At 58.3% G+C, this 18,873-nt stretch carries 20 protein-coding genes and 1 pseudogene; 14 read left to right on the forward strand and 7 right to left on the reverse strand.

Features of this window, described 5'->3' with window-relative positions:
• Positions 1-30 precede the first annotated feature (30 nt).
• Positions 31-1,260 carry a YbfB/YjiJ family MFS transporter gene (locus AAAK34_RS01730; protein WP_231697981.1) on the reverse strand — a complete coding sequence of 410 codons (1,230 nt, stop codon included), beginning with the start codon at positions 1,258-1,260 and terminating at the stop codon, positions 31-33.
• Positions 1,261-1,370: 110 nt separating this feature from the next.
• Here AAAK34_RS01730 and AAAK34_RS01735 point away from each other — a divergent pair, with 110 nt between their 5' ends.
• The 3 genes and pseudogenes from AAAK34_RS01735 (at position 1,371) to AAAK34_RS01745 (ending at position 4,405) form a co-directional block, all read left to right on the forward strand.
• Complete coding sequence (locus AAAK34_RS01735; RefSeq protein ID WP_231697980.1) at positions 1,371-2,495, forward strand: alkene reductase; 1,125 nt, start codon at positions 1,371-1,373, stop codon at positions 2,493-2,495.
• A pseudogene (locus tag AAAK34_RS01740) lies at positions 2,495-3,906 on the forward strand (MFS transporter). The gene AAAK34_RS01735 and the pseudogene AAAK34_RS01740 overlap by 1 nt, the downstream one beginning before the upstream one ends.
• A gap of 157 nt (positions 3,907-4,063) precedes the next feature.
• Positions 4,064-4,405 (forward strand): hypothetical protein, encoded by a 342-nt coding sequence (locus AAAK34_RS01745; protein WP_431777667.1) that lies wholly within the window; start codon positions 4,064-4,066, stop codon positions 4,403-4,405.
• A 143-nt stretch (positions 4,406-4,548) separates the two neighbouring features.
• On the opposite strand, the gene fghA is transcribed toward AAAK34_RS01745, so the two are convergent.
• From fghA to AAAK34_RS01765, 4 genes are all read right to left on the reverse strand, one after another.
• Complete coding sequence (fghA, locus tag AAAK34_RS01750) at positions 4,549-5,382, reverse strand: S-formylglutathione hydrolase (RefSeq protein WP_231697978.1); 834 nt, start codon at positions 5,380-5,382, stop codon at positions 4,549-4,551.
• 12 nt (positions 5,383-5,394) lie between these two features.
• Complete coding sequence (locus AAAK34_RS01755; RefSeq protein WP_231697977.1) at positions 5,395-6,507, reverse strand: S-(hydroxymethyl)glutathione dehydrogenase/class III alcohol dehydrogenase; 1,113 nt, start codon at positions 6,505-6,507, stop codon at positions 5,395-5,397.
• A 118-nt stretch (positions 6,508-6,625) separates the two neighbouring features.
• Entirely contained in the window at positions 6,626-6,925 is a 300-nt protein-coding gene (locus AAAK34_RS01760; RefSeq protein ID WP_231697976.1) for a metal-sensing transcriptional repressor, read from the reverse strand.
• A gap of 434 nt (positions 6,926-7,359) precedes the next feature.
• Positions 7,360-7,941 carry a hemerythrin domain-containing protein gene (locus AAAK34_RS01765; RefSeq protein ID WP_431777668.1) on the reverse strand — a complete coding sequence of 194 codons (582 nt, stop codon included), beginning with the start codon at positions 7,939-7,941 and terminating at the stop codon, positions 7,360-7,362.
• A gap of 161 nt (positions 7,942-8,102) precedes the next feature.
• Here AAAK34_RS01765 and AAAK34_RS01770 point away from each other — a divergent pair, with 161 nt between their 5' ends.
• The 8 genes from AAAK34_RS01770 to minE all read left to right on the forward strand — a co-directional run bounded on the left by AAAK34_RS01770 (position 8,103) and on the right by minE (position 13,983).
• The gene (locus tag AAAK34_RS01770) at positions 8,103-8,300 is read left to right on the forward strand and encodes a heavy-metal-associated domain-containing protein (RefSeq protein WP_231697974.1); all 198 of its coding nucleotides are present in this window, start codon (positions 8,103-8,105) and stop codon (positions 8,298-8,300) included.
• Positions 8,297-8,779, forward strand: coding sequence for a Cu(I)-responsive transcriptional regulator (gene cueR / locus AAAK34_RS01775; RefSeq protein WP_431777669.1), 483 nt, complete (start codon positions 8,297-8,299; stop codon positions 8,777-8,779). The genes AAAK34_RS01770 and cueR overlap by 4 nt, the downstream gene beginning before the upstream one ends.
• A gap of 344 nt (positions 8,780-9,123) precedes the next feature.
• Entirely contained in the window at positions 9,124-9,522 is a 399-nt protein-coding gene (locus AAAK34_RS01780) for a Spy/CpxP family protein refolding chaperone (protein ID WP_431777670.1), read from the forward strand.
• Positions 9,523-9,803: 281 nt separating this feature from the next.
• Positions 9,804-10,514 carry a DUF2189 domain-containing protein gene (locus AAAK34_RS01785; RefSeq protein ID WP_431777671.1) on the forward strand — a complete coding sequence of 237 codons (711 nt, stop codon included), beginning with the start codon at positions 9,804-9,806 and terminating at the stop codon, positions 10,512-10,514.
• Between the two features lies 1 nt (position 10,515).
• Positions 10,516-10,725, forward strand: a complete 210-nt coding sequence (locus tag AAAK34_RS01790; protein WP_231697971.1) for a DUF2788 domain-containing protein — start codon at positions 10,516-10,518, stop codon at positions 10,723-10,725.
• A 1,318-nt stretch (positions 10,726-12,043) separates the two neighbouring features.
• Complete coding sequence (gene minC, locus AAAK34_RS01795) at positions 12,044-12,868, forward strand: septum site-determining protein MinC (RefSeq protein ID WP_431777672.1); 825 nt, start codon at positions 12,044-12,046, stop codon at positions 12,866-12,868.
• Between the two features lie 35 nt (positions 12,869-12,903).
• Complete coding sequence (gene minD / locus AAAK34_RS01800) at positions 12,904-13,719, forward strand: septum site-determining protein MinD (protein WP_231697969.1); 816 nt, start codon at positions 12,904-12,906, stop codon at positions 13,717-13,719.
• Between the two features lie 51 nt (positions 13,720-13,770).
• A complete protein-coding gene (gene minE / locus AAAK34_RS01805; RefSeq protein ID WP_431777673.1) occupies positions 13,771-13,983 on the forward strand; it encodes a cell division topological specificity factor MinE in 213 nt (70 codons plus the stop codon).
• Positions 13,984-14,012: 29 nt separating this feature from the next.
• On the opposite strand, the gene AAAK34_RS01810 is transcribed toward minE, so the two are convergent.
• The gene (locus tag AAAK34_RS01810; RefSeq protein ID WP_231697967.1) at positions 14,013-14,912 is read right to left on the reverse strand and encodes a dienelactone hydrolase family protein; all 900 of its coding nucleotides are present in this window, start codon (positions 14,910-14,912) and stop codon (positions 14,013-14,015) included.
• A gap of 137 nt (positions 14,913-15,049) precedes the next feature.
• On the opposite strand from AAAK34_RS01810, the gene AAAK34_RS01815 reads away from it, so the two are divergent.
• On the forward strand, positions 15,050-15,364 hold the full coding sequence (locus AAAK34_RS01815; protein ID WP_231697966.1) for a nucleotidyltransferase family protein: 315 nt from the start codon (positions 15,050-15,052) through the stop codon (positions 15,362-15,364).
• A gap of 75 nt (positions 15,365-15,439) precedes the next feature.
• Here AAAK34_RS01815 and AAAK34_RS01820 read toward each other — a convergent pair whose 3' ends face one another.
• Positions 15,440-16,225, reverse strand: coding sequence for an IclR family transcriptional regulator (locus AAAK34_RS01820; RefSeq protein ID WP_431777674.1), 786 nt, complete (start codon positions 16,223-16,225; stop codon positions 15,440-15,442).
• Between the two features lie 163 nt (positions 16,226-16,388).
• On the opposite strand from AAAK34_RS01820, the gene AAAK34_RS01825 reads away from it, so the two are divergent.
• Together AAAK34_RS01825 and AAAK34_RS01830 are read left to right on the forward strand one after the other, a co-directional pair.
• The gene (locus AAAK34_RS01825; protein WP_431777675.1) at positions 16,389-17,807 is read left to right on the forward strand and encodes an FAD-dependent oxidoreductase; all 1,419 of its coding nucleotides are present in this window, start codon (positions 16,389-16,391) and stop codon (positions 17,805-17,807) included.
• 44 nt (positions 17,808-17,851) lie between these two features.
• Complete coding sequence (locus tag AAAK34_RS01830; RefSeq protein WP_231697963.1) at positions 17,852-18,820, forward strand: tripartite tricarboxylate transporter substrate binding protein; 969 nt, start codon at positions 17,852-17,854, stop codon at positions 18,818-18,820.
• Positions 18,821-18,873 lie beyond the last annotated feature (53 nt).

An 18,873-nucleotide genomic window follows, 5' to 3' on the forward strand; every position in this document is an offset into this window, starting at 1 on the left:
TGTCAAATCAATGACTTAAGTTTATTTTTCTCATGAACGTGTTCGGGTGGACGCTATAGGTTTTTGCCGGCACGCCAAGAGCGCGCCCAACCATAGTGCACCCGCGGAGTAGAGCAACCCGCGTGACAGCCCGCCCGACCCGTCGGCAACCCAGCCGACCATGGTCGGGCCCACAATCTGACCGAAGGCAAACACAATGGTAAAGGCACTGATCCCCGCTGCCCACTGAGCATCGGGTAGATTGTGACGAACGAAAGCCGTGGTCGAAGCCACCAGAGACAGAAACACACCTCCAAACAGGAGACCCGAGGCCAGCACGACCGGCCACGCGCCCGTGAGCGCGGGCAAGATGGTGGCTACGCCTAGCAGCGCATTCAGCAACGCCAGCGCACCGCCAGCCTTGGCACGATCAAGCAGACCGGCCCAGATACGCGCCGAAGCGACTACCGTCAGCCCCAGCAGGGCATAGAACACGGTCACGGCCCCGCTGCTGACGCCTTGCTCTCGCAGCAAGGCGATCACAAAGGTCATGTAGCCGATATAGCCCACCCCGAACAACGTGTAAGCTGCGAGCGCTGGCGCCATAGCCCCCCACGGCAGGCGCGTCTGGCCAGGAGATGCCGCGTTCGAAGCCTGCGGATTTGATGCGGGGAATTCATGCCTATGAAGCACCCGCGCTGGCCACGCCAGCACCGCCGTGGCGGCCACACAAACCAGTGCCAGCCCCCACCACGCCCAGGACCAGCCGTGCGGCACCTGGACAGCCGCCTGGAGAATCAACGGTACACCCAACGCAGATACAACAATGCCCCAACCCGTACCGCCGTAGTACACACCCAGCAGCAGCCCCGCATGGGCAGGCGCCCGTGCACCCAGGCGAGCGGCCATCAAACCCCCTGCCACGAACACGAAGGCGCTGGCCACGCCCGCCAGGAGCCGCTGCAGCAACAATGGCCAAGCGCCCGTGAAAAACCCAGATGCCGCCATGAACCCACTGGCCAGCAGTGCGCCGGCCAGGAGGACAGCCGCAGCTCCGAACCGGCGCATGAGCCGCGGAGTGAGCATGGCGCCCAGCAAGTATCCGGCCGCGTTGGCGGTGTTCATGCCGCCGGCAATGGTGTAACTCCAACCGAGGTCGTCGCGCATGACCGGCAGCAGCAGCGCATAAGCGAAGCGCGTGATGCCGAGGGAGACCGCTGCGCCCAACGATAGTGCGAAGGCAATCAGCAGAAGGTGACGCAAAGGTGAGGCGGCAGGCATGTTGTCCCCATTGTCGTGCAGCAGCGCCTCAGGTGGCGCAAAATGCTGTGATCCAGACACCTGTGCAGCAGGGTCTAGTCAGTTGTTTCCAATCTTTCTACGAACCCGGCATGAAATCCAAGCTGTTCTCCCCTGCCAGGGTTGGCGCCATCGAAGTCGCCAATCGAATTGTCATGGCTCCGCTCACACGCAACCGCGCTCCGAATGCAATTCCAACGCCGATGATGGTCGAGTATTACGCCCAGCGTGCCAACCCGGACACCGGCGCCGGCCTGATCATCAGCGAAGGCACCGCCATCACCGCCCAGGCCCAGGGCTACGCCGACGTGCCGGGGCTATATGGCACCGAGCAACTCGACGGCTGGAAGAAGGTGACGAAGGCTGTACACGCGGCAGGCGGCAAGATTTACTGCCAGCTATGGCACGTGGGACGGGTGTCCCATATTGCGCTGCAGCCGCATAACGAGCCGCCCGTAGCCCCGTCAGCCATCCGCGCCAATACAAAGACCTACTTGATCGACGACGAAGGCCAAAACGGTTTTGCGCCCACGAGCGAGCCGCGCGCGCTCCATCGCCACGAAATTCCGCCTCTGGTACACGAGTACGCGGCCGCGGCACGCAACGCGATACAGTCGGCCGGGTTCGACGGTGTGGAGATCCACGGTGCCAACGGCTACCTGCTCGAACAATTCCTCAAGAGCGGTGCGAACCAACGGCAGGACGACTACGGCGGCAGCATCGAGAACCGGGCCCGCCTGATGCTGGAAGTCACCCGCGCCGTGGCAGATGCCGTCGGACACGACCGAGTCGGGCTGCGCATCTCGCCGGTCACGCCAGCCAACGACATTTTTGATGCCGATCCCCAACCCCTGTTCGATTACCTGATTCGACAGATCGCTCCATTGGGTCTGGCCTACGTGCATGTGATCGAAGGCGCCACGGGCGGCCCGCGTGAAGTGGAGGGGCAACCATTCGACTACGGGGCCATGAAGGCCGCTTTCCGTCAAGCTGGGGGCCGCAGCGCCTGGATGGTGAACAACGGCTACGACCCGACCTTGGCGGAGCAATCGATTGAAAGCGGCCTGGCGGATCTGGTCGCCTTTGGAAAGGCGTTCATCAGCATGCCCGACCTGTCCGAACGCATTCGCCGTGGCGGGCCCTACGTTGGCGTGGACAAAGCCACCATGTATGGCGGGGGCGAACACGGATATATCGACTACCCGACGCTTGACTGATGCGGAGCGGCGCACCTGCCGCGCATGGCAACCTTGAGGACGGCTTGCCCGCTCCACAGCGCCTGCGCGCAATACTCGTCCTGCTGCTGGGCATCACGGTGTCGGTACTTGACACCACCTTGCTAAACCTTGCGCTGCCCGACATAGCACGTGACATGAATGCCAGTGCCGCGCAATCGATCTGGGTGGTCAATGCCTATCAGATCGCGGCCCTAACGCTGCTGCTCCCGTTAGCCAACCTGGGCGACCTGCTTGGCTACCGGCGCGTGTACCTGGCCGGAATAGCCCTGTTCTCACTGGCCTCGCTGGGAGCCATTCTGGCTCCGAATCTGAGCACACTGATACTCGCGCGGACCTTGCAAGGAATAGGCGCGGCCGGCCTCATGAGCGTCAGCACGGCACTGGTGCGGCAGGTCTATCCGGCAGCTCTCCTGGGCAGGGGGTTGCGCTCAATTCGATGGTGGTCGCCACAGCATCGGTTGCAGGACCTTCGCTGGCAGCAGCGATCCTCTCCGTGGCATCCTGGCCCTGGCTACTGGCGATCAACCTGCCGCTGGGCATGCTGGTGCTAACTCTCGGATGGCACGTGCTGCCAACCAACCACGCTGCAGCTTCCTCTGCAGCACGCATTTCGCCGCTCGATGTGGTGTTGAACATCCTGATGTTCGCGCTGATTTTCGTGGGCGTCGACCGGCTGGGCATGGCAGGCGGAGGCGAGGATCCGCTGCCACGGGACGGCTTGATGCTGCTGATAACCGGCGTCCTCGTGGGCGTGTTCTATATTCAGCGGCAGAGAAAGCTTATTGCACCGTTGTTTCCCGTGGACTTGTTGCGCTTGCCCATTTTCGCGCTCTCCATGGGATCCTCCGTCAGCGCGTTCTGCGCGCAGATGCTGGCCTTCGTCGCCCTCCCCTTCCTGTTGCTGGAAAGCTATGGCTTCACGCACTGGAAAACAGGTCTTCTCATCTCCGCTTGGCCGCTGGCTATTGTGGTGGTGGCGCCGGTCGCGGGCCGTTTGATAGGCCGAATACCAGCCGGCCTGCTAGGAGGCATCGGCATGATTCTGATGTCTATAGGCCTGGCACTTCTGGCCTTGTTGCCCGGCACTCCGACGGATGTCGACGTGGCATGGCGCATGGCCCTGTGCGGGTTTGGGTTCGGCCTGTTTCAGTCACCCAACAACCATACCATCGTGACCACATCACCCCGCCACCGAAGTGGCGCAGCTGGCGGCATGATCGGAACTGCCCGGCTGAGCGGTCAAACCATGGGTGCGATTCTGGTGGCCTACATATTCAGCATATGGCACCCCCACGAGAATGCCCAAGGCCCCATCATCGCGCTTTCTGTGGGAGCTTTTTGCGCGCTGGTGGCCAGTGTGTGCAGTGTTCTGCGCGTCAGGCACGTGTGAGCGCCGCAGGAAGATTCCGCACATCGTCAGAACGTTTTCACGATCGCCTCGCGAGGTCGTGAACACGACTTTACAACTACAACGTTTTCAACCGGCATGTAACGCGATCGGCTGGCAAACTGGACAGCGTGTTCAACACCTGAAAGGGTTCACGCTGATGACCAAGCGAACCACGCGTAATCTTCCAGCAATCGTATTGATGACCACAGCATTGGCCTGGAACGTGCCTCTCATGGCACAGTCTGGCGCCAAGGGCGGCGCTCAAAGCCAACCACCCGAGAATGCCGCCGCCCCCTCGGGCCTCACAGCCACTCCTGGCAGCTCCCCTAAAAAGAGCGACTCCTCGCAAGCAGGACGTCGGGATTCTCCCGACACCGGTTTGCCTACAGACTTGACGCCAGCCATGCCGTCAGCCGGCACATCCAAAGCCCCATCTTCTTCGCCGTCATCTGGCGACGGGCAAGTGCCCACCACACCATCGAAAGATCAACAACGCTAACTGATTGGCGTGGGGGCCCGTCAGCATGACAAGCCCCCACGCCCGGCCCTCAAAACTCAAAATTTCCGAGCGACCTTGGGTTTAAAACAAAACTTAGACTAGCTTACTTTCACTTAACGACACTTAGCGACAGTTAAATATGCCTAGCCAAGAAGAGCCCGGGCATGATGCGCAACGTGTTGCTCCATGAAGCTGGCGATGAAATAGTAACTGTGGTCGTAACCTGGCCGCATGTTCAACGTGAGCGCGTGACCCGTCTTCTCGCAAGCCTCCCTCAACAACTCCGGCCTGAGTTGCTCTGCCAGGAATTCATCTGCATCGCCTTGATCCACCAACAACGGCACACGCACTTGGCTGGAGGAAATCAATTCCACTGCATCGTGCGCTTTCCATGCCGCAGTGTCTTCTCCCAGATAGGCGGCAAACGCCTTGCGGCCCCAAGGCACCCGCGAAGGTGCCACGATGGGGGAAAAGGCTGACACACTCTGAAAGCGCCCAGGGTGACGCAACGCGAGCGTGAGTGCACCATGGCCTCCCATACTGTGGCCGAAAATGCCGCGCATGGAGCTTGCGGGGAAATGTTGCTCAATGAGTGAGGGCAACTCCTCCACCACATAGTCTTCCATCCGGAAATGGCGAGACCAAGGCGCCTGAGTGGCATTGAGATAAAAACCTGCGCCCTGCCCCAGGTCATACGCCTCGTCGTTGGCGACGCCTTCGCCGCGTGGACTGGTGTCGGGTGCCACCAGAATCAGACCATGAACCGCCGCATACTGCTGGGCACCGGCCTTGGTGATGAAATTTTGCTCCGTGCAGGTCAGGCCTGAGAGCCAGTAGAGCACAGGACACTTTTGACCAGCCAGAGCTGCGGGCGGCAGGTAAACGGCAACCTTCATCTCGGTGCCGGTACTCTTGCTGGCGTGTTGCCACACCTCCTGGCTGCCACCGAAGCTGGCATGGTGTTCAATGCGTTTCATGACCGACCCGCCTCAAGCGTAGTGAATCACGGAGCGAATCGACTTGCCTTCGTGCATCAGGTCGAATGCCTCGTTGATCTCAGTCAGCGGCATGGTGTGGGTAACGAAGGGCTCAAGCTGAATCTTGCCTGCCATGGCATCTTCCACCATACCCGGCAACTCACTGCGGCCCTTCACACCACCAAACGCAGTGCCCAACCAGCGACGGCCGGTGACCAATTGGAAAGGCCTGGTGCTGATTTCCTGGCCCGCACCCGCCACGCCAATGATCACGCTTTGGCCCCAGCCGCGATGTGCGCACTCCAGAGCGGCGCGCATCACCTGCACATTGCCGATGCACTCAAAGCTGTGATCCACACCCCAGCCAGTCATTTCAACAATCACTTGCTGGATGGGCTTGTCGTGATCCTTCGGGTTCACACAATCGGTGGCGCCGAAGGTTCTGGCCAGGTCAAATTTTCCAGGGTTGGTGTCAATGGCGATGATGCGGCCCGCCCCCGCCAATTTGGCCCCCTGAATCACTGCCAGGCCAATGCCACCCAGGCCGAACACGGCCACGCTGTCGCCAGGCTGCACCTTGGCGGTGTTTTTCACGGCACCCAGGCCGGTGGTCACCCCGCAGCCCAACAGGCATACCTGCTCGGGGTTGGCATCGGGGTTGACCTTGGCGAGCGAAACTTCGGCCACCACGGTGTACTCGCTGAACGTGCTGCAGCCCATGTAGTGATAGATGGGTTGGCCGTTGTAGCTGAAACGCGTGGTGCCGTCTGGCATGACGCCCTTACCCTGCGTAGCGCGCACAGACACGCAAAGGTTCGTCTTGCCGCTCTTGCAGAACAGGCACTCCCCGCACTCGGCGGTGTAGAGCGGAATCACGTGGTCACCCGGCTTGACGCTGGTCACCCCTTCGCCACACTCCACGACAATACCAGCGCCTTCATGACCCAGGACGGCCGGAAAGATGCCCTCAGGATCATCACCGCTCAGGGTGAAAGCGTCGGTGTGGCATACGCCGGTGTGAGTAATTTTGACCAGCACCTCGCCAGCCTTGGGCGGAGCGACATCGATCTCGACGATCTGCAACGGTTTGCCAGCCTCGAATGCAACAGCTGCACGGGATTTCATGAACATCTCTCCTTTGGTTGAACCTGTAAACGTCAGTAGGGTTGCACCCCTGCTCCCATCACTCCCCCTCTCGAGGTCTGGACGTTTCGCCTTCGAGAATGGAATGCGATGGGAAAACTCATCTCAAGTAACTGCGCACGAGCGAAGCCACTTCGTCGATCGTCTCGTGCACATGTGCGTGCGTGGGATCATTCAAGCTGGCTACCTCGCAGTCAGCATGACCGAACGATTCGCGCAGATGACCCTCCAGCACATCTGCCATGAGCCCGTTGACAGCACCACGCATTGCCGCCAGCTGCTGCAGCACCGGGCCGCATTCACTGCCTTCGGCAATGCTGCGCTCCAGCGCATCCGCTTGACCACGAATGCGGCGTAAGCGCGTGATGGCACGCTTTTTTTCTTCGGGCGAATGAGGCATGGATGAATTTTGGAGCGTGCATACACTCTTTTGATACTTGGGGGGAGTTTAGTTCACATGCAGCACAGACGTACAAGACTTCAACAAAGCCCTCTTAAAACAGCATCAGGTCCCGGGCTTTGGCAAGTCTGTGGAAAAAACCGGTGCAACTGCCTAGTTATCCACAGAAGAAGGCGCAAGGTGCGAGTTGTCCCTGCAAACAAGAAAAGCCAGCGGCATCTTGCACACACCCGGTTTTCTACCTCAAGCCATTATCACCATTGGAAAATTCTTACTTCTCCACAAACCCACAGGCTTCTACTACAACTATCTATTTATATAAGTAGAAAAAGAAGAAATACAGTGGGAAACCAAAGGCGCCTTTGGATCAACGCAGCACGCACCCGATCCTTCCCGCCGTCGCGAGAAGAATGCGGTTTCGCTGGAATAGACTTTTACTCGCCCAGACCAATGGGCGCCGGCGCCTGCATCACGATGCGCGTGAAAAGACGGTCGTACATTGCCTCGGGCTTGTACTTGCCAGTGAGCGGATCGCAGTTTTTCTCGAAAGCGTCGTCAAGAGCCTTCCACTCGGCATCGCTAAGCGATTTTTCAGCCGCGGGCAGTACTTCCTGCTCCTCAAGGCGCATGTGATCGAGATAGAGATCGACGTACTTCTTGAACGCCTCGGTGAACACCTGGCGCCGAGATTCACCCAGCAACTCCCAGCCCAGTAGCAAATGCTGGATGTCGCGAACTGCCGTTTCGGTGTATTCATGATCGCGGTCCAGGCGGGCGATAGCAACCGCCGTATCCGGCGCGCCTTTCAGCACTGCGGGGAAAAGCAGTTCTGTTTCCTTTGGATGATGCAGACGCTCCGGGAATTCGTCTATGTAGAACAGCATCGCACGCAATACGTCGAAAAAATTCTTCGGATCATCTCCGGGACCTCGATCAACCAGCATACGCATGGACTGCAGCATGGCGGCGAGCGAAGAGTGTTCGTCACGGATGATTTCCAGACTCCGATGTCTCATAGCTGTCTCCTCTGTGGATGGAATCAGTCTATTCACTCAAGGTTCGGCAGAACATGATTTGCATCAAGAGTCAACGCTGTGGTTTGATTGAGCAGACCGAGGCTTGACCTTACCATGATGGAAAGGTTGAGAATAAAGGCTATCTTTATAGGAGTTCGATCATGAAACAGACCTTTTCCGTCACCGGCATGACCTGTGGTCATTGCGAACGCGCCGTCAATCAGGCTGTAAAAAACCTTGATCCAGCAGCTGAGATCAAAATCGACCGTTCTGCCAACCGCGTGGAAGTCGAATCCACACAGCCCCGCGAAGCTTTGGCGGCCGCCATTGCTGCCGAGGGTTATAGCGTCGCGCCATGAGTGCGCCAGAGCGCACCCAGTTGCAGAGTCCGGAGACCCGCCGTGCGGAACATAGCCACGGCGGCCCACTCCAGGTGGGCAATGCACCGGTGTCCATCAGCAAGGCCGCGCAAGCTTCGGGTGTCTCGGCAAAAATGGTGCGCCACTATGAATCGCTTGGCTTGCTGGGCCAGGTCGGGCGTACAGACAGCGGCTACCGCCAATACACGTCGGCCGACGTGCACACGCTTCGCTTCATCAAGCGGGCACGCACTCTGGGTTTTTCCATGGCCGAAATTGCCGAGTTGGTCAGCCTCTGGCGCGATCGCCAACGTGCCAGCGCCCACGTCAAGCAAATCGCCCAGCGCCACGTCGCCGAGCTTCAAGCCCGGATTGAAGCGATGCAGGCCATGCGCCGCACGCTGCAAAGCCTTTTGCAACACTGCCATGGTGACGAGCGCCCCGATTGTCCAATTCTTGATGATCTTGCAAATCACTAGTGTCCTGCACCCCGCCCGCGATCTTTTTCACTGAACTTTACAAAGCCTCATCACTAAGCAAAGCACCGGATACACGCGGGATTGAAACTACCTCTCAAGCCAGCAAGTCTCAATACAACAAGGACTCGCCGGCCGAGCACGACTTGTCCCCACGAGTCTTTTTCTCTATATGAAAGGAGAACCTGCATGACTCAACATCCAAAACGACTGTTCCTCGCCGGCTTGCTGGCCGCAAGCTTGGGTGTAGCCGCCGTGGCTCAGCCCCCCTGACACCGCCCAATGCGAACCAACCTGCTGCAGGTGAAGCTTCGGCGCAGCCTGCTACGGGCGAACGGCGTGGCTATATGAAATCGGAACGATCCGAGCAGAAAATGGCAGAGCGTCACACCCAACGCATGGGTGCGCTGAAAGAAAAACTCAAGCTCACACCGGCGCAAGAAAGCGCTTGGAACAGCTACACCGCTGCAATGCAACCACCCGCCCGAGGCGCTCGCCCGACCATGGATCGCGCAGCCTTCGAAAAACTAAGCACTCCTGAGCGTATCGACCGCATGCAGGCCTTGCAGCAAGAGCGCCAAGGGGCTATGCGTCAGCGTGGCGACGCAGTGAAATCGTTCTATGCTCAGTTGACACCTGAACAGAAGAAAACTTTCGACGCTGAGAGCCTGCGGCACGGCCCACGCGGACACCGTGGCTTCGGTCACCATGGACATCATGGCGGCCCAGGGATGCATCGCAGCTGAAATACTCCTTGAGTAAGTGGCGTGATGCACGGCCCGAAGCCTCAGCAAAGAGGCCTCCGGCGCACCGTGGCTAACACAAGCATTCGGACCTGGCAACGGTAGTTTCCAGGTTTTTTTGCTAAGCTTCGGCCACCGTGCCAAATTACATTCCCCCTCCTCTTCCTCCGAGACCCTCCGCCGGGACTCTCCGATTACCAAACATCAGGGGTATTGGGCTGACCGCCCCTTTTCAATGGATGGCGTCAGGCTGGCGCGATTTGTGGCGTTGCGGCTTTTTGAGCTTGGCGCACGGATTGGCGCTTGCACTATTCGGCGGATTGTTGCTGTGGCTGGCCCATGATCGTTTCTGGTTGCTAGCGGGTGCTTTTTCTGGGTTTCTGGTTGTAGCGCCCGTTCTAGCAACGAGCCTCTATGCGCTCAGCCGCGCACTGGAGCGAGGCGAGGCCATCAGCGCCAGCACCATAGCGCTCACCTGGACCCGCTGGCAATACTCTCGTTATGCCGTGCATGGGGGTTACTGGAGCATGGTGAGGTTCGGCATCCTGCTCTCCATAGCGGGCACCGGCTGGGTCCTCACTTCTGCCGCGCTGATCACGCTGCTGGCCGTCGAGCCAGTTCACACACCCATGGATTTTGTGCGCCATGTGGTGTTGGCACAGGGTGGGACCGTCTTTGAGTTGTGGCTCACCATGGGTGCGCTCCTGGCCGCCCCGCTTTTCGCCTCTAGCGTGGTAGCCATGCCGCTGCTTCTCGATCGGCGCGTTGACGTGCTGCAGGCCGTTCTCACAAGCTGGAAAGCCGTTCTAACCAACCCGATCCCGATGGCCCTCTGGGCGGCCATACTTATGAGCCTGACCGTGCTGGGTATGGCAACCTTCATGTTGGGACTCATTGTCTTGATTCCCTGGCTCGGCCACGCCAGTTGGCATGCCTATCGGGAACTGGTTGACGCGGGCAACCTGCCAGAGCGCCTGCCACCGGAGGGCAACTGACGTGTTTGGCTTCAATGAAGAGCAGATCGCCTGGTTCGGCCTCACGGTCGGCGTGGGTGCATTCATGCTCTATATGTTGTTCATCATTGCGCAATTGGCTTGGGAATCGAAAGCCGGCAAGTTCGGCACCTTTGTGATCTTTCTGGGCCTGGCGTTCGGTATGGTGGGCTTTGTCGCCAAACTGGTCATTGAATGGTTCATGACGAAGTAGCGCCCTCAGCACGCGGTTGACCACTTCACACCGCACGTACTCATAGCAAAAAAAGCGAAAAGCGCGTTCCTGCGTTTTTCGCTTTTTTTTATGGTTGCTGGCTTTTCAAGGATGGCCTCGCCTGTTGATAACGCTGTGGATAAAAATCTTGCAACCCGACTGTTATCCACAGAGACGGGCCGTTGCCTTGACTTGTCCCTGCTGGGCAGCAAACCTCAGCTTGCTTTGTACACAACTGCTTGTATCGCCTAACTTGTTGAAGTGGCATAAGAAATTAATCTTCTCCACAAACCCACAGACACCTACTACAACTACTAATTAAATAGATAAGAATATAAAGAATAGGAGTGGAACTAAAAAATGGTAATTTGGCGCTGAAACGCTGCCCCTCCGGGCTTGCCTTGCCTACCATCCACACAAACTTGAGTCCTTTCGTGGCACTTCACCTGCACTTTGAAATCGTGATCAATGTGTGTACGGATAGCGCACCTGCCGCCAACGAGCCACATACCGATGTGCTCCATCTCTCCTCCTTGATGAGCGCCTCATGAGAAACAAAACTTTGAAAGCCAAAAACGGCCTCCATCGCCCCTGCATTTGCAGGAGCGGCTTCAGCCGCGAAGAGTCACCGTCATCAATGGCGTCTTGTGCTCGGAAGGAAACCCATCGCGGCTGAAGCCGCTCCTACAAGCAAACCCTCTTTGTTTCCCCCCGGAGCGCCGGGCGCCCCCAAGGAGCCCGGGAAGCTCATAAGCGCGCAAGAACAAGGAAAAACGTGGGGTTCAGGACTAAGGATGCCCTGCATAACTCCCTGCGGTCTGTGGCAGCACGGCCTCGGGCGATCCGCAGCGTTGCTTTTCTTGCCAATAGCTGGGCTATTGGCTGCAAAAAGACGCCTTGCGCCTCATCCCGATCCGCACTACCACCGACTCGCGAGGGTTATGCAGGGCATCCCTAACTCTGTGGAAAATAATTGCATAACTGCGCGGTTATCCACAACACGAGCGAATTGGGTTAACTTGTCCTTGTCCGAGTGCGAAACTCCAGTCATCTTTCGCACAGATCGTTTTTTGGTTTAAGTCATTGTTTTTGAAGACATTTTTTATGTTTTCCACAAACCCACAGGCCTCTACTACAACGATCTATTGATATAAGTAAGAAAAGAATGAATACAGGGCGTGCATCCAGCCCCCGGGGGGAACTCAACCTCCCACAAATTTCATAATCTGAACCTGCCGCATCCTCAAGAGATAAACTCTGCAACGCTTGTGATGAGGAACAGACCGAAAGGGAGCTGATCCAGTGTTAATATCCAAAGATGTCTGTCGCCCTCGCTGGAAATACCCCTTCCACCTTCGAGATCAAGAGCGCCAGCCTTCCCCTTGTCGCCCTGTTGCTGAAGTCGCCTGATCTCGGGCTGCTTGAGCGTGAACTGGCCGAGCGCTTCGGCGACATCCCAGATTTCTTCGACCAAGACCCATTGGTCATCGATCTGGCGCCGCTCAACGCTATACAACCGGAGGCGGTGGTCGATTTCCAGGTGCTGCTGCCCTTGCTGCAAGGGCATCGCCTGTGTCCGCTTGCGGTTCGTGGCGGTAGCCCGACTCAAATGGGCGCTGCTCAAGCTGCCGGTCTGGTCATTACGGCAGAGGCTTTGGTGCCACGCCGTCCACCTGCCGTTGAAACCTCGCCGCCGCCCAGGCCGCAATCAGAGGCTGAAGTGGTGGTCGCTACCCCTGCAACTCCTGTCGTCCAGGAAGCAGCGTCAGAGGCTGCACAATGGCCATCATCAGCCCTGGTGGTGGATCGTCCGGTACGATCTGGGCAGCAGGTGTACGCGCGTGGGCGCGATCTGGTCGTCATGGCCATGGTCAATCCGGGCGCTGAAGTGATCTCGGATGGCCACATTCATGTTTATGCGCCGTTGCGCGGTCGCGCCATTGCGGGTGCGCGGGGCGATGTGAGCGCTCGCATTTTTGCGCTGGAAATGACTCCTGAGCTGATTTCGATCGCGGGTGTCTATAGAACCACAGACACACCGTTGGCGCCTGAAGTGTGGGGGCGTGCAGCGCAGATCCATTTGACCAGCGACGGGGGGGTGACAAACTTATTGTTACCGCCATTTCCGGCTGAATACGGTTGAATCCCGGTTGATTTTTCAGAAAGAATTTTTCACGCATGACCAAGATCGTTGTGGTGACTTCCGGCAAGGGCGGTGTGGGTAAGACCACTACCAGCGCGGCCTTTTCTTCCGGCTTGGCATTGGCCGGACACAAAACAGCTGTGATTGATTTCGATGTCGGCCTGCGCAACCTGGATCTGATCATGGGGTGCGAGCGTCGCGTGGTCTATGACCTCATCAACGTGATCCAGGGTGAAGCCAACCTGAATCAGGCACTGATCAAGGATAAGCAGTGCGATAACCTTTTCGTGCTCGCAGCCAGCCAGACGCGCGACAAGGATGCACTGACGCTGGAAGGCGTTGAAAAAATTCTGAAGGACCTTGCCGGGATGGGGTTCGACTACATCGTGTGCGACTCACCCGCTGGCATTGAATCCGGCGCCTTGATGGCCATGCATTTCGCTGATGAGGCCCTGGTGGTCACCAACCCTGAAGTCTCCAGCGTACGCGACTCCGACCGCATTCTGGGCATGTTGGGCAGCAAGACAAAACGAGCCATCGAAAGCAAGGAGCCTATCAAGGAACATTTGCTCATCACGCGCTACAACCCAAATCGTGTGGCTGACGGCCAGATGCTGAGCCTGGAGGATATCCAGGATATCCTGCGCATCAAGCTGATCGGGGTCGTTCCCGAAAGTGAAGCCGTGCTGCAGGCCTCTAACCAGGGTTTGCCTGCGGTGCACCTGAAAGGTACTGACGTGGCCGAAGCCTACACCGACGTGGTGGAGCGTTTTCTAGGCGCTGAAAAACCGATGCGTTTCATCGAGGCTGAGAAACCCGGATTCTTCAAACGCCTGTTCGGAGGGAAGTGAGTCCATGTCCTTCCTTACTTTTTTCTTGGCGAAAAGAAAAAGACCGCCAGTGTGGCCAAGGAACGGCTGCAGATCATATTGGCCCATGAGCGTTCAGGCCGCTCTGCCGCAACGCCAGACTATCTGCCCGACTTACAGCGGGATCTGGTGGCGGTCATCAGCAAATACGTCAAAATCGACCAGAAGGATATCAAGGTAAACCTTGAGCGGCAGGACGATCTTGAAGTGCTGGAAGTGAAGATCGAGCTGCCCGAAAAGGCCTGAGTTTCAGAGTCTGGCCATCAGAGCGAGTTCTAGGTCGGAGTCAGGTTTTCCTTGAAGAAGGCAATGGTCCGATCCCACGCTTGCTTGGCCGCTGCGGCGTCATAGCGCGGCGTGGTGTCGTTGTTGAAGCCGTGCTGCGTTCCAGCGTACTGGTGCATAGTGTGTTTCACACCAGCGGCTTTCAATGCGGCTTCATAGGCAGGCCACGCGGCATTGATTCGCTCGTCCACGGCGGCAAGGTGCACCAGAAGGGGTGCTTTGACCTTGGCGGCTTCCTCCGGCGCGGGGCTATTTCCATAGAAGGGCACGCCCGCGCTAAGATTCGGCAAGCGCGTAGACAACCAGTGCACAACGCCGCCGCCGTAGCAGAAACCGACCGCGCCCAGTTTGCCGTTGGCATCGGCGCGGGCGTGCAGCCAGCCGGCTGACGCCAGAAAGTCTTCGCGGGTTTTGGCCTGGTCGAGAGTGGCGAACGCGGCTCGCGCCTTGTCTTCGTCGCCCGGATAGCCGCCTACGGGTGTGAGCGCATCGGGTGCAAACGCCATGAACCCGTCAAGTGCGAGGCGGCGCGTGATGTCTTCGATATGCGGGTTGAGACCCCGATTCTCATGGATGACGAGTACCGGTGGCAACCGGGTGGTGCCGGCGGAGGCTGGGCGTGCGAGATAGCCGCGAATGCTGCCGCTTCCAGCCGGTGAGGGCACGCTAAACCACTCGATTTTTAGTCTCGGGTCATCGGGGCGGATCTGCTGACCCGCAGCAAAATTCGGGCTCAGGGACGCGAGCAACCCGGCCGCCGTGACACCTGCCTTGGCAAAACGCTGAGCCTTTTGAAGAAAGCCGCGCCGATCCAGGTCGCCGTGAACGTACGCATCGAAAAGAATCAGCAGTTCCTGGTCGAAATCCTGGCTTGTCAGAGGACGGGTCACGGTGTCTCCTTGTGGTCTTAAGTGCCAGCTTATATCAATCGCCTGATCTCTGGAAGCGAGAATTACCTACTTGTCCCACAAGTCATCACGGGGATTCTTGACCATTATTCAAACACGATTCGATAAAAGAATCGCAGATGCGACCGTCTGCCGCCCTCGACATGAAGCGAAGCGCCGTGCGTAAATTGGCCGCTCGCTTTCGAACTGAGAATTCCCGAGTCTGCGGACCGCGAGTTGACGGCACTGGCCGCGAAGGCAGCGGCCTCGACCTGCTGGTTGACACTTTTCCCGCCACGACTTCGTTCGACCTTGGTGGTCTACAAGACGCGCTGAAAATGCTGCCAGGTGTTCAAGTCGACGCGAACACGCCTGGCGCTCTGCCAATCAAGTTCAGGACCAAGGTGCTCTCCCAGAGGCGAACCGGTATGAAGGAGAACCCGTTGCTAGAGTGAGTGGACCTCGCTTGCCCGTTTATTGGCTATGAACGGCGTGATTGTGGTCTCTTGTCTTGCAGAGGTTTCCTTGGTTCAGTAGCGCAGCGATACTAGCTGCTGCTCAATTCTCTCGGCTTCCCTTCTCAATCGGTCGATCAGCTGAACACGGCGAGGCAATCCCAACTCTGCCAAAGATGATCCCAGGCTAATCGAAGCGACCGGTGATCCGGTCGCTGACCGTATGGCAATGCCGATCGCCGCAATGCCGGGTATGAGGTCTTCCTGATTCCAGCCGTAACCCAGACGGCGCGATCGTTGCAGCATTCTTCGGATCACTGACTGGCGCTTTTCTCCTCGTTGCTGAATAGCCTGTAAGTTCTCAGCTTCGATGCGAGCCTGATCCGCGCGTGGTAGGCCGATCAGCATGGCCGTGCCCCCAGCCGATAGGCAGAGCGGCCTGCGCGTGCCCACTTCGACTGTATAGGCCTTCAACGCTTTGCGTCCTTCGAAGCGCGCGATGCATACCGACTCGGATCCACTGAGCACATTGAGGAACACGATATCGCGCGTTTCAGCCGCCAGTTGGGCAAGTGCTGGTCCGGCCAGACGCTCGATGGCAAAGTGCGGTGCGGCTGCCACGCCCAACTCGTATGCCAGTGGTCCGAGGGTATAGCGCCGCGTACCCGATACGCGCATAGCCAAGCGTTCCTTCAGGAGGCAGCTCAACATGCGATGCACGGTGGAATGCTCAAGCGCCGCCTCCTGTGCCAAGTCGCTCAAGCGCCAACCGGTAGCGGTGCGCGCCGACAGCAGGCGCAACAAGCCTATGGCTCGATGCAGGCTCCGCGCTCCGTCAGGAACTGAGGTTCTTTTGGTCATTTTGTTCACTATACGGAATAAATTGAATGACATCGTGATCAGAACTTCACACCTCCTCGAATAATTCTCTAGGAGTGAGTTGCAAGTCTCCACGCTACAAGGCCGCGGGGAAATCTTTGACATGTACGTAAGCCTCATCGCGAGGTCACCCGGAGAAATAAGGATGCAGACAAGAGTGGACTTCGCTTCGAGGGATCAGATGATCGAGAGCGACGTGGTGGTGCTGGGTGCGGGTGCCGCCGGTATTGCTGCGGCGCTGGCGGCGGCGCGAGGGGGTGCCCGCACCACGTTGGTGGAAGCAGGGCCCATGCCGGGCGGTGAGTTGATTAGCGGCATGGCGATCGACGGTGCGCTGAACGCGCGCGGTGAGTGGATCCTGGGTGGTGTGGGGCGAGAAATACTGGCAGAGTGCGAGCGTTTGGGGGGATATATCGGCCCACTGAATGACTGGCGGTTGATCTGGTATGTGTGTCTGGATCCCGAGGTCATGAAACTCGCGGTCGCGCGAATCCTGGCGCGTTCGGGCGTTCGACTTTTGCTGCACACGTTTGCAACAGGTGTGAGTCTGGAAGAGGGGCGCGTTCGCACACTGCATGTGCTCAACAAGGAAGGTCGCACTGAGATCCGCGCGCCACTTTTTATTGACTGTTCTGGCGACGCTGACATTGTCCGTGGCGGCGGTGGCAAGGTGTTGCAGGGTGGCCCCGACGGTGAACTTCAACCGGTTTCGTTGATGTTTCGAATGGCTGGTGTGCGCACGGAGCCGCTGCTGGAATTCCTGCACGCTCATCCCGAGCACTTCGCCCTCGGCGAGAGCGATGCTATTCGCCAAGGCCGCACTGATCAGGAACTGGCGAACGCCGCGCGGGTGCAGGGTGAGCCGACTGTATTCCTAAAAGGTAACGGTCCCCTGGTGTCCGGCGCAATCGAACGCGGTGAGCTCTACCCGACTGCATTGATCATGATGCAGCCCACGTCGCGCCACCGTGCCGAGGTGTGCTTGAACACGACGCGCATCGGCGGCATCGACGGCACACGAACCTCAGAACTGAGTGCAACACTTGCCAGCTTGTCCGACCAGGTATGGCAGTGCTGCGAGTTCATGCGCAAGTACGTACCTGGCTTCGAGCATGCGACCTATAGCGGGGTGGCTACGCGCGTTGGCGTACGTGAGACGCGCCGTATTGAAGGGTTGGAATTTCTGACCCAGCATGACGTGCTGTCTGCACGAAAGCGGGAAGATGGCATTGGAAAAGGTTCGCACCACGTGGATATTCATCAATCTGGCACTGGACAAATCCGCATTCCGGTGGAGGGAGGTGGCTCCTACGATATTCCCTGGGGTTGTCTGCTTCCGAAGGGATTGCGCAACGTAGCCGTTGCGGGAAGGATCATCTCGGCCGACCGTGAGGCCCATGGGTCTGCTCGTGTGATGGGCCCGTGTTTGGCTATGGGCCACGCAGCTGGCAGCGCTGCGGCCATGTTGTTGGAGTTGGACGGCGACGACTTCACCCTCATTGAAGTGAGGGCACTCCGCGAGCGCTTGCGTGCCGAAGGCGCGATCCTGGACGGTACCCACTGACCGACCACACCAAGTATTGACCATAACGAGAGGAGACCCCTGTCATGAAGAAACTCATCACTGTCTTTCTGTTGGCCACCTTTTCGATGGCCACAACCGCACAGGATGCCGGAAACTACCCGGCGGGACCTGTTCGCATCATTGTGCCGTTCCAGGCTGGGGGTCTGACCGATATTCTGGCTCGTTCCATTGCACAGCATGCTACCCAGCGCCTGGGACAGCAATTTGTCGTAGAGAACAAGGCGGGTGCCAGCGGCAACATTGGTGCCGAATTTGTTGCCAAGAGCAAACCCGATGGCTATACGATTCTGATGGGTTCCATTGGCACCAATGCAGTCAATGTGCATTTGTTCCAGCGCATGCCCTACGACACCTTGAAGGATTTTGCGCCCGTTGGCCTCGTGGCAAGTGGTACGTTGATGCTGGTGGCCAATCCGTCGGTTCCCGTGACTGATATGAAGACCTTGCTCGATTACGCGCGCGCAAACCCCGGCAAGCTGAGCTATGCCTCCGGCGGCGCGGGAGCTTCTCAGCATTTGGCGGGTGAATTACTCAAGAACATGGCAAAGGTGAACATCTTGCATGTTCCCTACAAGGGGGTGGCGCAGGGGGTGACTGATGTGGTGGCCGGACAAGTAGACATGACCTTCGATCTCGCTACAGTGGCGCCACACATTCGAGCAGGAAAGCTGCGCCCGATCGCAGTCGCCAACGGCAAGCGATCGAGCGCGTTTCCCGACGTGCCGACCATTGCCGAAGCTGGTGTACCTGGTTATGAGGCCAGTGCCTGGTATGGCCTCTTCGCGCCCGTAGGTACGCCGCCGGCTGTAATCGCCAAAATCAATGCTGAAATGGTTGATGCCCTCAACGACCCAGAGTTGCGCAAGCGTCTACAGACGCTGGGCGCAGAACCGGCCGGCAGCACTCCTGAAGAACTTGCGAAAATGGTGCGCAGTGAGTATGAAAAGTGGGGCAGGGTGGTGCGAGAGGCCGGAATTCGTATTGAACAATGAATTGCATCTGAACGAGCCCGAGGCAGGGTTTGGACTCGTCCTCTTTAACGGCC

The organism is Ottowia caeni (assembly GCF_050821495.1).
GTDB lineage: Bacteria > Pseudomonadota > Gammaproteobacteria > Burkholderiales > Burkholderiaceae_C > Ottowia > Ottowia caeni.

Bases quoted from the DNA above. Each gene is read 5' to 3' on its own strand.
- AAAK34_RS01730 (WP_231697981.1), bottom strand. From the start codon at position 1,260: ATGCCTGCCGCCTCACCTTTGCGTCACCTTCTGCTGATTGCCTTCGCA.
- AAAK34_RS01735 (WP_231697980.1), top strand. From the start codon at position 1,371: ATGAAATCCAAGCTGTTCTCCCCTGCCAGGGTTGGCGCCATCGAAGTC.
- AAAK34_RS01745 (WP_431777667.1), top strand. From the start codon at position 4,064: ATGACCAAGCGAACCACGCGTAATCTTCCAGCAATCGTATTGATGACC.
- fghA (WP_231697978.1), bottom strand. From the start codon at position 5,382: ATGAAACGCATTGAACACCATGCCAGCTTCGGTGGCAGCCAGGAGGTG.
- AAAK34_RS01755 (WP_231697977.1), bottom strand. From the start codon at position 6,507: ATGAAATCCCGTGCAGCTGTTGCATTCGAGGCTGGCAAACCGTTGCAG.
- AAAK34_RS01760 (WP_231697976.1), bottom strand. From the start codon at position 6,925: ATGCCTCATTCGCCCGAAGAAAAAAAGCGTGCCATCACGCGCTTACGC.
- AAAK34_RS01765 (WP_431777668.1), bottom strand. From the start codon at position 7,941: ATGAGACATCGGAGTCTGGAAATCATCCGTGACGAACACTCTTCGCTC.
- AAAK34_RS01770 (WP_231697974.1), top strand. From the start codon at position 8,103: ATGAAACAGACCTTTTCCGTCACCGGCATGACCTGTGGTCATTGCGAA.
- cueR (WP_431777669.1), top strand. From the start codon at position 8,297: ATGAGTGCGCCAGAGCGCACCCAGTTGCAGAGTCCGGAGACCCGCCGT.
- AAAK34_RS01780 (WP_431777670.1), top strand. From the start codon at position 9,124: ATGAAATCGGAACGATCCGAGCAGAAAATGGCAGAGCGTCACACCCAA.
- minC (WP_431777672.1), top strand. From the start codon at position 12,044: ATGTCTGTCGCCCTCGCTGGAAATACCCCTTCCACCTTCGAGATCAAG.
- minD (WP_231697969.1), top strand. From the start codon at position 12,904: ATGACCAAGATCGTTGTGGTGACTTCCGGCAAGGGCGGTGTGGGTAAG.
- AAAK34_RS01815 (WP_231697966.1), top strand. From the start codon at position 15,050: ATGCGACCGTCTGCCGCCCTCGACATGAAGCGAAGCGCCGTGCGTAAA.
- AAAK34_RS01820 (WP_431777674.1), bottom strand. From the start codon at position 16,225: ATGACCAAAAGAACCTCAGTTCCTGACGGAGCGCGGAGCCTGCATCGA.
- AAAK34_RS01825 (WP_431777675.1), top strand. From the start codon at position 16,389: ATGCAGACAAGAGTGGACTTCGCTTCGAGGGATCAGATGATCGAGAGC.
- AAAK34_RS01830 (WP_231697963.1), top strand. From the start codon at position 17,852: ATGAAGAAACTCATCACTGTCTTTCTGTTGGCCACCTTTTCGATGGCC.